The organism is Streptomyces sp. NBC_01214 (assembly GCF_026340975.1).
Classification (GTDB): domain Bacteria; phylum Actinomycetota; class Actinomycetes; order Streptomycetales; family Streptomycetaceae; genus Streptomyces.
The window spans coordinates 1,001,016-1,013,774 of sequence record NZ_JAPEOS010000001.1 but is presented as its reverse complement, the minus strand read 5'-3'; the positions used below and the strand labels follow the sequence as shown (position 1 = coordinate 1,013,774).

Annotated in this window: 12 protein-coding genes and 1 pseudogene; 5 read left to right on the top strand and 8 right to left on the bottom strand. The window is 71.1% G+C overall.

The window, feature by feature from the left end; all coding sequences use genetic code 11:
- Positions 1–200: 200 nt before the first annotated feature.
- On the top strand, positions 201–611 hold the full coding sequence (locus tag OG594_RS04930) for a rodlin (RefSeq protein ID WP_266595526.1): 411 nt from the start codon (positions 201–203) through the stop codon (positions 609–611).
- Positions 612–726: 115 nt separating this feature from the next.
- Here the strand turns inward: OG594_RS04930 and OG594_RS04925 are convergent, their stop codons facing one another.
- On the bottom strand, positions 727–1,368 hold the full coding sequence (locus OG594_RS04925) for a vitamin K epoxide reductase family protein (RefSeq protein ID WP_266595524.1): 642 nt from the start codon (positions 1,366–1,368) through the stop codon (positions 727–729).
- Between the two features lie 192 nt (positions 1,369–1,560).
- On the opposite strand from OG594_RS04925, the gene OG594_RS04920 reads away from it, so the two are divergent.
- On the top strand, positions 1,561–2,331 hold the full coding sequence (locus OG594_RS04920; protein WP_266595522.1) for a DUF6227 family protein: 771 nt from the start codon (positions 1,561–1,563) through the stop codon (positions 2,329–2,331).
- Positions 2,332–2,356: 25 nt separating this feature from the next.
- On the opposite strand, the pseudogene pfkB reads toward OG594_RS04920, so the two are convergent.
- From pfkB to OG594_RS04905, 3 genes and pseudogenes are all read right to left on the bottom strand, one after another.
- Positions 2,357–3,303: pseudogene (gene pfkB, locus OG594_RS04915) on the bottom strand (1-phosphofructokinase).
- A complete protein-coding gene (locus tag OG594_RS04910) occupies positions 3,300–4,064 on the bottom strand; it encodes a DeoR/GlpR family DNA-binding transcription regulator (RefSeq protein ID WP_266595520.1) in 765 nt (254 codons plus the stop codon). Before OG594_RS04910 ends, pfkB begins: the two are co-directional and overlap by 4 nt.
- Positions 4,065–4,201: 137 nt before the next feature.
- Positions 4,202–5,764 carry an MFS transporter gene (locus OG594_RS04905; RefSeq protein WP_323185168.1) on the bottom strand — a complete coding sequence of 521 codons (1,563 nt, stop codon included), beginning with the start codon at positions 5,762–5,764 and terminating at the stop codon, positions 4,202–4,204.
- 62 nt (positions 5,765–5,826) lie between these two features.
- Here OG594_RS04905 and OG594_RS04900 point away from each other — a divergent pair, with 62 nt between their 5' ends.
- Positions 5,827–6,780 (top strand): YafY family protein, encoded by a 954-nt coding sequence (locus tag OG594_RS04900; RefSeq protein ID WP_266595518.1) that lies wholly within the window; start codon positions 5,827–5,829, stop codon positions 6,778–6,780.
- Positions 6,781–6,996: 216 nt separating this feature from the next.
- Here OG594_RS04900 and OG594_RS04895 read toward each other — a convergent pair whose 3' ends face one another.
- Positions 6,997–7,974 (bottom strand): RNA polymerase sigma factor RpoD/SigA, encoded by a 978-nt coding sequence (locus OG594_RS04895; protein ID WP_266595516.1) that lies wholly within the window; start codon positions 7,972–7,974, stop codon positions 6,997–6,999.
- Between the two features lie 204 nt (positions 7,975–8,178).
- On the opposite strand from OG594_RS04895, the gene OG594_RS04890 reads away from it, so the two are divergent.
- Both OG594_RS04890 and OG594_RS04885 read left to right on the top strand, forming a co-directional pair.
- Complete coding sequence (locus OG594_RS04890) at positions 8,179–8,709, top strand: GNAT family N-acetyltransferase (protein WP_266595514.1); 531 nt, start codon at positions 8,179–8,181, stop codon at positions 8,707–8,709.
- A gap of 103 nt (positions 8,710–8,812) precedes the next feature.
- On the top strand, positions 8,813–9,457 hold the full coding sequence (locus tag OG594_RS04885) for a Uma2 family endonuclease (RefSeq protein WP_266595511.1): 645 nt from the start codon (positions 8,813–8,815) through the stop codon (positions 9,455–9,457).
- Here the strand turns inward: OG594_RS04885 and OG594_RS04880 are convergent.
- From OG594_RS04880 to OG594_RS04870, 3 genes are all read right to left on the bottom strand, one after another.
- Positions 9,454–10,215 carry a dioxygenase gene (locus OG594_RS04880; RefSeq protein WP_266602602.1) on the bottom strand — a complete coding sequence of 254 codons (762 nt, stop codon included), beginning with the start codon at positions 10,213–10,215 and terminating at the stop codon, positions 9,454–9,456. The two genes, OG594_RS04885 and OG594_RS04880, sit on opposite strands and share 4 nt — an antisense overlap.
- Positions 10,216–10,333: 118 nt before the next feature.
- A complete protein-coding gene (locus OG594_RS04875; protein WP_266595509.1) occupies positions 10,334–11,866 on the bottom strand; it encodes an MFS transporter in 1,533 nt (510 codons plus the stop codon).
- Positions 11,867–11,928: 62 nt separating this feature from the next.
- Positions 11,929–12,651, bottom strand: a complete 723-nt coding sequence (locus tag OG594_RS04870; protein WP_266595507.1) for a TetR/AcrR family transcriptional regulator — start codon at positions 12,649–12,651, stop codon at positions 11,929–11,931.
- Positions 12,652–12,759 lie beyond the last annotated feature (108 nt).

The window sequence follows — 12,759 nt, the reverse complement described above, 5'->3', positions numbered from 1 at the left end:
CCCGCACGGAGCGCAACCGGAACCCCGGACGATGCTGGCTGCGTACGGGCTTCGCGCAGGCGTCCGGAGGCCACTCACCCTGGCCGGGGAAATCCTCGACACACGCGGGCCGTTTGAGTGAAGCCGCGGAACCAACCCCCTGGTCGGGCAGTTGACCAGGGCGCTCCATCAGCGGGCACTCGTGCGACAGAAGGAACAAGATGTTCAAGAAGTTCATGACCGCCGCCGCGGTCTCCGCCGTTGCGATCGGCGCGGGCGCTGCTGCCGCGGCCCCGGCCATGGCCATCGGCAACGACAACGGGGTCAACACCGTCAACGGCAACGGTGCCCAGCAGATCTACGGCAACCAGAAGACCCACGGCGACATGAGCCCGCAGCTCAGCCTGGTCCAGGGCACCCTCAACAAGCCCTGCATCGGCCTGCCGGCGAAGGTCAACGCCCAGTCGATCCTCGCCGCGCTCAACATCGGCGTCCAGGACATCAACGTCCTGTCCAACCCGCAGAACCAGCAGTGCACCGAGAACTCCACCCAGGCCAAGGGCGACGAGCCGCTCTCGCACATCCTGGACAACATCCCGGTCCTCTCGGGCAACCTGTCGAGCGGCAGCTGATTTCCGGCTCCTCCGCCCTTCGGGTGATCGCGGGCCGCTGAGCCTGTGGAGTGAAGGACGAGGGCCCCGGCGGCGTCCAGCCGCCGGGGCCCTCTTCGCGTTCCGCCCCCGGCGGTCAGCCGGTCCAGAAGTCCCACCAGCGGGTGAGGACCAGCATGCCGATCACTCCGACGTGCAGGGCCGGCGGGGCCCAGCCGAAGTCGGTGAAGAAGACCCGCAGCGGGGCGGGGACGGGCAGGGTGCGCGTACGGACGTTGTGCGCGGTGACCGCCCAGAACATCAGCAGGGTCGCGACCCAGGCCAGGCAGCACCACAGGCAGAGCGCGTTGATCTCGTAGAGCGACTGGACCATCAGCCAGCTGCAGAAGCCGACGCCGAAGAGCGTGCCGGCGTTCAGTCCGAGCCAGAACCATCCGCGGTAGCGGGCGCCGGCCAGCAGGCCCGCGCCGACGCAGACCACGACGGCGTACGCGACGAGCCCCAGCATCGGGTTGGGGAAGCCGAAGGCCTCCGCCTGCTCGCTCGCCATCACGCTGCCGCAGGAGACGACCGGGTTGAGACTGCACGCGGGCTTGAAGTCCGGGTCCTCCAGCAGGAGGAACTTGTCGAGGGTGATCACCCACGAGGCCAGCAGTCCGGCCGCCCCGGTGACGGCCAGCAGCCAGGCCAACCCCCTCGGTGCGGCGTTGTGTTCGCCCTCGTGTCCGCTGCGGGGCCGTACCTGCTGACGCGGAAGGCCCACTGTATTCGTTGCCATGTGGCCCATAGTCCCGCGCTTCACCTCAGACCGGGCCCAACCGTGCGCATCCGTACGCAAGTTGACCTGAAGGTGTGGCGGGAACCTCCGATGCTTCCCGGACGTTTTACCGAACCCCGGACGTGATGTCAGAACCAGGGGTTACGTTGAGCTTCCGCGAAGTGACAAGCTGCGACGGCCTGGAGACCCACCTTGAGCGATCCGTACGAGACAACCGAGGCGCACCTCGAACGACTCCTCGGCCGCGCCCTCAACTCCTTCGACCTGCCGGACAGGCTGGTGGAGCGCCTCGGCACGGCGCTCGCCCACAGCTCTTCGCTCTACACCACCCACCACAGCCCGGAGGCGGGCATCTGGCGGGAGACCCACCGGCACACCTATCTGTTGACCGACGGCGGTTCGGTCTCGCTGTGGGAGCTGGCCTACCGGCTGGAGGGCGACCGGACCGTCCGGCACGAGGTCTTCGCGAGCAAGGCGGAGACCTGCCTGGCCGTGACCCGGCTGTTCGGTGAGGCGTCGGCCGGGGCGTCCCCGGATCCGGTGCTGGTGCCGGGCGAGGACGAGCCGGAGGGCGGCATGGCCCTGCTGAGCGCGCTGTACACGGCCCCGGCCCCCGTGCGGCGGCACCGGGAGTACGCGGTGGAGGACTCCGCGGACCACGCCCGGCGGGTGCTGCGCCGCGCGGAGAACGTCGACCGGCCGGGCGAGCGGGTGGCGACGCTGCTGCGGTCGGCGTACGCGCACCAGATCACGCAGGCGTTCGGGGCGCGGCAGTGCCTCGCGGACGGGCGGGGAGCGGGTTTCAGCCTGTACGAGCACGCCTTCGTCCTGCTGGACGGGACCGAGGTCAGCCTGTGGGAGGTCGAGCACACGGCGACGCCCGACGGGCGGCACATGTGCGAGGTGTACGAGAGCGAGGCGGCTGCGCGCGGAGCGATGGAACTGCGCGCCCGGGTGCGGTGATCCGGCCCGGCCGGCAGGACAGGGCCTAGGCGGGGTCGGCGAGCTGGAGGTCCAGGGGCGGGTCCTCGGTGACGCGGACCCGGTCGGGGCGCAGGTCCGCCGGGGTCGGCATGGCGCTGCCCGGCAGTTGGACGGCGGCCGCGCCGTGGGCCAGTGCCGAGGCGAGGGCGCCCGGGCCGGTGCCGCCCGCGATCAGGAAACCGGCCAGCGAGGCGTCGCCCGCCCCCACGGTGCTGCGCACTTCCGGGGCCGGGGCGGTGCCGTAGTAGGTGCCCTCCGCCGAGACCAGGAGCTGGCCGTCCCCGCCGAGGGAGGCCAGTACGGCCCCCGCGCCCCGCTCGCGGAGCTCCTCGGCGGCCTTGACCACGTCCCCCAGGGTGGGCAGCGGGCGTCCCACGGCGGACGCCAGCTCGGACGCGTTGGGCTTGATCACCTCCGGGCCGGCCGCCAGCGCCCCCGGCAGCGCGGGGCCCGAGGTGTCCAGGGCGATCCGGGCGCCCGCCGCGTGCACCTGGGCGACCAGGTCGGCGTACCACCGGGGGTCGATGCCGCGCGGGAGGCTGCCGCAGCAGGCGACCCAGGTGGCTTCGGCGGCGGCGGAGCGGACGGTGTCCAGGAGCAGGGCCGATTCCTCCGGGGAGAGCGCCGGGCCGGGCGAGTTGATTTTGGTGAGGGTGCCGTCCGGTTTTCGGTGAGCGCGATGTTCGAGCGGGTCTGGCCTGCGATCGACACGGCGGTGACGTCCACGCCCTGTGCGCCGAGGAGTTCGGCGAGCAGGATGCCGGGGGCACCGCCGAGCGGGAGCACTGCCGTCGTGCGGGCGCCCGCGGCGGCCGCGGAGCGGGAGACGTTGACGCCCTTGCCCCCGGGGTCGACCCGTTCACCGCCTGCGCGCAGCACCCGGCCGCGGACCAGCGAGGGGATCTCGTAGGCCCGGTCGAGGGAGGGGTTGGGGGTGACGGTGAGGATCATACGAGCACAACTTCCGTACCGGCGGCCTCGATCGAGGCCTTGTCGGCGGGGGCGAGCCCCGTGTCCGTGATGAGCAGGTCGACGTCGGCGAAGGAGCCGAAGCGCGCGAAGTGCTCCTGTCCGGCCTTGGCCGAGTCGGCGAGGAGGACGACCCGGCGGGCGGCGGTCATCGCGGCGCGCTTGACGGCCGCCTCACCGAGGTCCGGGGTGGTCAGGCCGCCTTCGGCCTCAGTGAACCCGTTGGTCGCGAGGAAGAGCACGTCGGCGCGGATCTCGGCGTACGCGCGCAGCGCCCACGCGTCGACGGCGGCGCGGGTGCGGTGGCGGACGCGGCCTCCGACGAGGTGGAGGTCGATGCCGGTGTGGTCGGCGAGCCGGGCGGCGACGGGCAGCGCGTGGGTGACCACGGTGAGCGCGACGTCGACCGGGATCGCGGCGGCCAGCCGGGCGATGGTGCTGCCGGCGTCCAGGACGACGCTGCCGCCGTCGGGGAGTTCGGTCAGTGCGGCGGCCGCGATGCGGTGCTTCTCATCGGCGGCGGTCGCCTCGCGCTCGGTGAGGTCGGGCTCGAAGTCGAGGCGGCCGGCCGGGATGGCCCCGCCGTGCACCCGGCGGAGCAGGCCGGACCGGTCGAGGGCCGTGAGGTCGCGGCGTACGGTCTCCGCGGTGACCTGGAAGCGGTCGGCGAGCGAGAGCACGTCGACGCTGCCCGCCTCGCGGGCGAGACGCAGGATCTCGTGGCGGCGCTCCGGTGCGCACATGTGGATTTACGTCCGCTTCATTCCCTAATGGGTGGATTCGCACCACTGTACGCAGGCCTGCGGAGGGAAACAAAAAAGAACGGACACGCCCGCCCGTGGGGGCGGACACGTCCGTTCGGTGGCGCTTGCGGCCCGGCTCAGCCGGCCGGGACCCTCTCCGGGGTGCGGCCGGCGTGCTCGGCGGCGCCCTCGCGCTCCTCCATCGGGAGCGCCCTGCGCGGCAGGACGAACATCACCGCGAAGATCACGACGAGTACGGCCACGACCCACCAGAGCGCACCGCGGAAGGCCTCCACGTACGACGGACCGAAGACCATGTCGTCGTCGATCAGGCCGAAGAAGACGACGGAGGTCAGGGCGAGACCCAGCGCGTTGCCCATCTGGCCGGTGGTGTTGATCAGGCCCGAGGCGGATCCGGCGTGCTCGCGCGGCACCTCGGAGAGCACGGTGTCGTTCAGCGGGGCCACGATCAGGCCCATGCCGACGCCCATGACGATCAGCGGGGCGGCCATCTGCCAGGAGGCGATCTCCATGCCGTAGTGCTGCGACTCCCAGATGTAGAGGAGCAGACCGGCGGCCATGGTCAGCGCACCGGCCTGGAGCACCTTGCGGCCGAAGCGGGGGACGAGCTTCTCGACCGAGAGGCCGGCGGCGAGCGAGACCGCGATGGAGAAGGGGATGCCGGTGAGACCCGCGCGCAGCACGCTCCAGCCGAGTCCCATCTGCATGTACATCGTCCAGACCAGGAAGAAGATGCCGGTGGCGATGCCGAAGGTCAGCTGGACGGCGATACCGCCGGCGAAGCTCTTGACCTTGAAGAGGGAGAGCTCGACGAGCGGCGAGCCGTCCTTCTTGATCTTGTACTTCTCGTACGCGATGAAGGCGGCGAAGACGAAGGGCGCCGCGCCCATGCAGACGAAGCCCCACAGCGGCCAGTCGTTCTCGTGGCCGTGGGTCAGCGGGAAGATCAGCAGGACCAGGGCGAGCGTGGCGAGGACGACGCCGACCAGGTCCAGGCGCAGCGCCTTGGGGGCCTTGGACTCGGCGATGAACTTGCGGCCCAGGATCACGCCCATGATGCCGACGGGCAGGTTGATCAGGAAGATCGGGCGCCATCCGAGACCGAAGAGGTCCCACTCGATGAGCAGCGCGCCGAGCAGCGGGCCCGAGACGGCGGCCAGGCCCACGATCGCGCCGAACATGCCGAAGACCTTGCCGCGCTCCTGCGGCGGGAAGGTGACGTGGATGATCGCCAGGACCTGCGGCACCATCAGGGCGGCCATACCGCCCTGCAGGAGGCGGGCCACGACGAGCACGTCCGGGTTGGCGGCGATGCCGCAGAGCAGCGAGGCCGCGGTGAACCCGGCGATGCCGATGAGGAAGACGCGCTTGCGGCCGTAGATGTCACCGAGACGGCCGCCGGTGATCAGGCCCGCCGCGAAGGCGAGGGCATAGCCCGCGGTGATCCACTGGATCGCGCTGGTGGAGGCGCCGAAGTCCTCGCGCATGGTGCGGATGGCTATGTTGACGATCGTGACGTCGACCAGGTCCATGAAGGCCGCGGTCATCACGATGGCGAGCGCCAGCCAGCGGCGGCGGTCGGCGGTCGGGCTGGGTGCGTCGTGGGCTACGTCGTTCCGCTCTTCTGGTACGGGCCCGTTCTCTCTTTCGGGCGCTGTCTGGGACGTCTCGGTGCTCATGAGGAGAAACTTAGACGGCGTCTAGGTCAGTCCGTGTCCTATTTCGCTGGCAGCCTGGATTCATGACCGACACACCCGCACGGCTGCTCTCCCTGCTGTCCCTCCTCCAGACCCCGCGGGAATGGCCCGGGAGCGAGCTGGCCCAGCGGCTGCGGGTGAGCGCGCGGACCATCCGGCGCGACATCGAGCGGCTGCGGGACCTCGGCTATCCGGTGGAGGCCACCCTGGGCGCCGAGGGCGGATACCGGCTGGTGGCGGGGGCTGCGATGCCCCCGCTGCTGCTGGACGACGAGGAGGCCGTGGCGATCGCGGTGGGGCTGCGGGCCGGGGCCGGGCATGCGATCGAGGGGGTCGAGGAGGCCTCCGTACGGGCCCTCGCCAAGCTGGAGCAGGTCCTGCCCTCACGGCTGCGGCACCGGGTGAGCGCGCTCCAGTCGGCCACGATCGCGCTGTCCCGGGGCGACGGGGCGAGCGTGGACCCGCGGACGCTGACCACGATGGCGGCGGCGGTGGCGGGCCCGGAGCGGCTGCGGTTCGCGTACCGGGCGCGCGACGGGGCCGAGTCGCGGCGGCTGGTGGAGCCGTACCGGTTGGTGAGCACCGGGAGCCGGTGGTACCTGGTCGCCTACGACCTGGAGCGGGAGGACTGGCGGACCTTCCGGGTGGACCGGGTCGACGAGGCCTTCGCGACGGGTGCCCGGTTCGCGCGGCGGGACCTGCCGATGGAGGCCGAGGAGTTCGTCCGGCGGGGCCTGCGGGGTGGGGAGAAGCAGCCGTACCGGGTGGAGGTCGACTTCGCGGCCGACCCGGCGGAGCTGCCGGCCTGGCTGCGGGCCGCGGCCCTGCCCGGTGGGGGGACGGGGACCTCGGTGAGCTTCGAGAGCGCGGACGCGCCGGAGTGGACGGCGGCGCGGCTCGCCCTGACGGGGCTGCCGTTCACCGTGCGGGGGCCTGCGGCGCTTCGGGATGCGGCCGGTGCGCTGGCCGCGCGGCTGGCGGCGGCCGCGGCGCCGTAGCCGGGGCTACGCCCCGGGCCCCTCGGGGGCTCCGCCCCCGAACCCCCGCTCCTCAAACGCCCGAGGGGCTGAGTGGTGAAACCCAGGAGGGGCTGGGTGGTGAAATCCCGGAGGGGCTGAGTTGTAGGCGCTGGGTTGTGCGGGGCAGGAGAGAGCCCCGGCGCCTGGGGGGGGATAGGCACCGGGGCTCGTCTGGGGGCTTGGCGGCGGGCCGCTCTAGGCCACGGCGTCGAAGCCGGTGTCACGCGCCATCCGCTTCAGCTCCAGCAGCGCGTGCTTCTCGATCTGGCGGATCCGCTCGCGGGTCAGGCCGTGCTGCTTGCCGACCTCCGTCAGCGTCCGCTCGCGGCCGTCGTCGATGCCGTACCGCATCTTGATGATCGACGCCGTGCGCTTGTCGAGCTTGCCCAGCAGGTCCTCCAGCTCCTCGCTGCGCAGCAGGGAGAGCACGGACTGCTCGGGCGAGATCGCCGAGGTGTCCTCCAGGAGGTCGCCGAACTGGGTGTCGCCGTCGTCGTCGACCGCCATGTTGAGGCTGACCGGGTCGCGCGCCCAGTCCAGTACGTCGCCCACGCGCTTCTCCGTGGAGTCCAGCTCGGCGGCGATCTCGGCGTGCTCCGGGTCGCGGCCGTTCTCACGGTTGAATTCCCGCTGGATGCGGCGGATCCGGCCGAGCTCCTCGACGAGGTGGACGGGGAGGCGGATGGTGCGGGACTGGTCCGCGATGGACCGGGTGATCGCCTGCCGGATCCACCACGTGGCGTACGTGGAGAACTTGAAGCCCTTGGCGTAGTCGAACTTCTCGACCGCGCGGACCAGGCCCGCGTTGCCCTCCTGGATCAGGTCGAGGAGGGGCAGGCCGCTGCGCGGATAGCGCCGGGCCACGGCCACGACGAGGCGCAGGTTCGAGCGGATGAAGACTTCCTTGGCCCGCTCGCCCTCGGCGGCCAGCGCCTCCAGCTCCTCGCGGGCCGGGGCGTCTCCGTCACGTTCTATCGTGCTGTCGAGGATCTGCTGGGCGTAGACGCCCGCCTCGATGATCTGGGAGAGCTCCACTTCCTTGGCGGCGTCGAGCAGCGGGGTGCGCGCGATCTCGTCCAGATACATGCCGACCAGGTCACGGTCTGCGATCTCCCCGCCCACAGCGCGGGCGCTGCTCGTGGACTGACGACGGGCGACGGCGCGGGTTGCCATGCGTGCTCCCTTGCGAAGTGATCGGTCGCGGTGCGGCTGGTGGACGCCGACGGGACGGCTGTCAACCGCTCCGGTGCGTCACGGACACTCTCCCGAGTGCCCGCTTCCGAAGGAAACAACGACTGGAATCGGGACAGAATTCCCACGCTGCTCCCTGTTTTTCGAGATCTTGCAGTATCCTGCCCCGCTACGGGAGGGGAGCGGATGCCGCAAGATCTCGAAGAGGTGCAGGTCAGGCCCGGAACGGAGGCCGATCTGGCGCCCCTCACGGACCTCTACAACCACTACGTCCGTGAGACCGCCGTCACGTTCGACACGGCCGCCTTCACTCCGGAACAGCGCCGCCCTTGGCTGCACTCCCACCCTGAAGACGGGCCCCACCGGCTTCTGGTTGCTTGGACAGGCGATCGAATGGCCGGATACGCCACGAGTAGCGCATTCCGCTCCAAACCGGCCTACGCCACCTCGGTGGAGGCCAGCGTCTACCTCGCCCCGCACGCGGTCGGCCGGGGCGTCGGCACCCTCCTCTACGAGGCGCTCTTCGCAGCCCTGGCCGAGGAGCCCGTGCGCCGCGTGTTCGCCGGGATCGCCCTGCCGAACGAGGCCTCGGTGCACCTGCACGAGCGCTTCGGCTTCCGGCGGATCGGAGAGTTCACGGAGGCGGGCTGGAAGTTCGGCCGGTACTGGGACGTCCGCTGGTACGAGAAGCGGCTGGGCCACCACCCGTCCGGGTGAGCGACCGGCATATCCCTGAGGCATGCGCCCATGCGTCCCTAGCGTCGGGGAGTCGCTTGTGCGGCCCTGCCTGCGACGCCCACACTTTGAGGAGGTGCTGGACATGACCGCCCTCGCCCACGAGACGCTGGAGGCCGTAATGCCGAAGGTCGCGACTTCCCCGTCGGAGCTGGACGAGGTGCTGTGGCAGGCATGGAAGGCCATGGAACTCCCCGAGGGCCACCACGCCGAGATCATCGAGGGGTCCATCGAAGTGTCTCCGACGGGGCGCTATTCACACGGCCGGATCGCCAATGAACTGAGGGACCGACTGGTCGTCTTCGCCGCGAAGAGCGCATTCGCCGCCCGTCAGGACATCAACGTGATCCACAAGCGGAAGGCCTGGATCCCGGACCTGTTCATCGCTCCGGCGGACGCTGAGGAGCACGTGACCGAGGACGGACTGGGGATCGACGCCTCTGCCGTCGGGCTGATCGTCGAGGTCGTCTCCGCCGGCGGCGAGAGCATCTCGCGCGACCGCACCCGCAAGCGCAGCGCCTACGCGCACGCGGGCATCCCGGTGTACGTACTCATCGACGACTACGACGAGAACGGAATCGTCACCGTGCTCACCGTTCCGGAGCCAGGCAAGGACGTCTACCGGAACGAGCTCCGAGCGGCGTACGGCACCGCCGTCACCATTCCCGAAGGGCCGGCCAAGGGGTTCGTGATCACCGAAGCGATCACCGGCGCGTTGCGCAGGTCCTAGCCGAACTGGAGGGAGCGCTTCGAGAGGCCCATCCAGAAGCCGTCCACGGGGGTGCGCGCCGAGGTCAGGTCGGATTCGGCCGCGCCGAGGGTGACGAAGAGCGGGGCGAAGTGTTCCGTGCGGGGGTGGGCCAGGCGGCCCGCCGGGGACTTGTGCTCGAAGTCCAACAGGGCGTCCACGTCGGACGCGGCCAGGGCCTCGCGACCCCAGGCGTCGAACTCCGCCGACCAGCCGGGGACGCCCGGGCCCGTATGGCGCAGCGCCGCCAGGTTGTGCGTGAAGAAGCCGCTGCCCACGATCAGTACGCCCTCGTCGCGCAGCGGGGCCAGCTTGCGGCCGATGTCCATCAGCCCGGCCGGGTCCAGCGTGGGCAGGGAGATCTGGAGGACCGGGACGTCGGCCTCCGGGTACATCTCCACCAGCGGGACGTACGCCCCGTGGTCCAGTCCGCGGTCGGGGATGTCCTGGACCGGAGTGCCGGGGGCCCGCAGCAGCTTGCGGACGGAGGCGGCCAGTTCCGGGGCGCCGGGCGCGTCGTAGCGGACCCGGTAGTAGTGCTCCGGGAACCCCCAGAAGTCGTACACGAGCGGGACGCGCTCGGTTGCGCCGAGGGCGAGCGGGGCCTCCTCCCAGTGGGCGGAGACCATCAGGATCGCGCGGGGGCGCGGCAGGCCGGCGGACCAGGCGGCGAGCTCGCCCGGCCAGACCGGGTCGTCCGCCAGCGGGGGTGCGCCGTGGCTCAGGTACAGGGCCGGTATGCGGGTCACGGGAGCGCTCCTCAGTGGTTGAAACGCGTACGGAAACAGACTAACCCCGTCTCGTTCAAATTTGAACGAGACGGGGTCGTCAGTCATTCCGGGAGGCCCTCGGCCCTGATCAGTGGGCGATCACCGGCACCTTGAGCTCGGCGTCCTCGCCGGAACCGGAGGCCACCGGTCCGCCGACGCCCGGACGGCCGGTGTTGATCAGCGTCAGCGCGATGACCGAGCTGGCGACCAGGATGCCGACCGCCCACCAGATGGCGGAGGAGTAGCCCTCGACCATGGCCTGCGCCTGGATCAGCTGTGCCGCCGGGCCGCCCGCTGCGGCCTCGGCAGCGTGGTCGGCCAGGTAGGCGGTGGTCGCCGAGGCGGCGATGGTGTTCAGCAGCGCGGTACCGATGGCGCCGCCGACCTGCTGCGAGGTGTTGACCATGGCGGAGGCGACACCGGCGTCGGCCGGGTTCACCCCGTGCGTGGCCAGGGACATCGCGGGCATGAACGCCGTACCCATGCCGAGGCCGAGCAGCAGCTGCGCCGGCAGGATGAGCGCCGGGTACGAGGACCCGACCTCCAGCTGGGTCAGCAGCAGCATGCCGAGGCCGGCGACCAGGAAGCCGGGGCCCATCAGCAGGCGCGGCGGGACGCGGGTCATCAGGCGGGCGCCGATCTGGGTGGAGCCCGTGATCATGCCCGCGATCATCGGCAGGAAGGCGAAGCCGGTCTTGACGGGCGAGAAGCCCTTCACGACCTGGAGGTAGTAGGTGAGGAAGAGGAACAGGCCGAACATCGAAATGACGGCGAGGCCCAGCGAGAGGTAGACACCGCCGCGGTTGCGCTCCAGGAGGACGCGCAGCGGCAGCAGCGGGGACTTCACCTTGGCCTCGACGAGGACGAAGGCGAACAGCAGCAGCGCCGAGGCGACGAACATGATGACCGTCAGGGCGTCCGACCAGCCGGCGGACTCGGCGCGGGTGAAGCCGTACACGAGGGCGACGAGACCGGTGGTGGACAGGACCACGCCCGGGATGTCGAGCGGCGCACGGTTGCGGGAGCCGGCGGGCTCACGGATGACCATCCAGGCACCCACGGCCGCGACGATCGCGAAGGGGATGTTGACGAAGAAGGTCCAGCGCCAGTTGAGGTACTCGGTCAGGAAGCCGCCGAGGATCAGGCCGACGGCGCCGCCGCCGCCCGCGATGGCTCCGTAGATGCCGAAGGCCTTGGCGCGCTCCTTGGCGTCGGTGAACATGACGGCGAGCAGCGACAGGGCCGCCGGTGCGAGCAGCGCGCCGAAGGCACCCTGGAGGGCGCGGGCGCCGAGCATCATGGCCTCGCCGTTGGCGGCGCCGCCGAGCGCGGAGGCCAGGGCGAAGCCGATGAGGCCGACGACGAAGGCGTTCTTGCGGCCCCACTTGTCGGCGATGCGGCCGCCGAAGAGGAGCAGTCCGCCGAAGGCCAGCGCGTACGCGGTGATGACCCACTGGCGGTTGCCGTCCGAGATGCCGAGGTCGGTCTGGGCGGAGGGGAGGGCGATGTTCACGATGGTCGCGTCGAGGACGACCATCAGCTGGGCCAGGGCTATGAAGACGAGTGCCTTCCAGCGGCTGGGATCGGCAGCCGGCGCGAGGCTCGCGGCTGTTTTTGACATGGGGGTACCCACTTCACTGTGCGGAATGACTGAAAAAGACTAATTCTTTAGCTTTGTGCGCGTCACATGGTTTTCTGCCGCAGGTCGTCCAAAGTCGTTGCCGAACCCGGGAGTTCGGAGCGGGCCGGGGCCCGCAACCCGTCGAGGAAGAGCTGGAGATGGCGGTGGGCGAAGCTGTCGGTGTCGAGGCACGCGACGCCCGGGAGGGGGCGGCTCAGCTGGGACAGCGCGACCATCAGGTCGCCGACGCCGATGTCCGTACGCACCAGTCCGGAGTCCTGGCCCGCAGCCAGCAGGGTGACCACGGCCTCCTCCAACGCGGCGCGCGCCGCCAGGAGTTCGGGGTGTTCGCCGTCGAAGCCGTCGGCGAGCATCGGGCACAGGGCGCCGATCCGCTCGTCCGCGGCGGCGTGCGTGAACCGGCACAGGGCGGCGAAGGCGTCGGGCTCCTCGGCGAGGGAGGCCTCGGCCGAGGCCGTCACCCGACCCATCGTGAAGAGGACGACGTGATGGACGAGGGTGGGGCGGTCGGGGAAGTGCCGGTAGAGCGTGGCATTGCCGATGCCGGCCCGGCGGGCCACCTCGTCGAAGGGGGCCGTGGATCCGGATTCGACGAAGAGCTCGCGGGCCGCCGTCAGGATCCGCTCGCGGTTGCGGACGGCGTCGGCGCGCGGACGCGGAACGCAGGTCGCGGACACCTGCGCCTGCGCCTGTGCCTGCGTCTGCACCCGCGCCGGGTCCCGGGTGGGCCGGGCCGCCGGGGCGGTGCTGGTGGAGCTCTTCATTCCAGGGCCTTTCCGACGCGGACTCGCTCGCTCGTGGTGCGGGACTGCAAGGCCGCCCCGCCCAAACGGGGAGCCGCTCCCCGCTTAGCGGGACTCCCGTACAAACGG

Coding starts and splice junctions, on each gene's coding strand:
- OG594_RS04925 (WP_266595524.1), bottom strand. CDS start 1,368: ATGGCAACGAATACAGTGGGCCTTCCGCGTCAGCAGGTACGGCCCCGC.
- OG594_RS04930 (WP_266595526.1), top strand. CDS start 201: ATGTTCAAGAAGTTCATGACCGCCGCCGCGGTCTCCGCCGTTGCGATC.
- OG594_RS04900 (WP_266595518.1), top strand. CDS start 5,827: ATGACCGACACACCCGCACGGCTGCTCTCCCTGCTGTCCCTCCTCCAG.
- OG594_RS04905 (WP_323185168.1), bottom strand. CDS start 5,764: ATGAGCACCGAGACGTCCCAGACAGCGCCCGAAAGAGAGAACGGGCCC.
- OG594_RS04910 (WP_266595520.1), bottom strand. CDS start 4,064: ATGTGCGCACCGGAGCGCCGCCACGAGATCCTGCGTCTCGCCCGCGAG.
- OG594_RS04885 (WP_266595511.1), top strand. CDS start 8,813: ATGACCGCCCTCGCCCACGAGACGCTGGAGGCCGTAATGCCGAAGGTC.
- OG594_RS04875 (WP_266595509.1), bottom strand. CDS start 11,866: ATGTCAAAAACAGCCGCGAGCCTCGCGCCGGCTGCCGATCCCAGCCGC.
- OG594_RS04890 (WP_266595514.1), top strand. CDS start 8,179: ATGCCGCAAGATCTCGAAGAGGTGCAGGTCAGGCCCGGAACGGAGGCC.
- OG594_RS04895 (WP_266595516.1), bottom strand. CDS start 7,974: ATGGCAACCCGCGCCGTCGCCCGTCGTCAGTCCACGAGCAGCGCCCGC.
- OG594_RS04870 (WP_266595507.1), bottom strand. CDS start 12,651: ATGAAGAGCTCCACCAGCACCGCCCCGGCGGCCCGGCCCACCCGGGAC.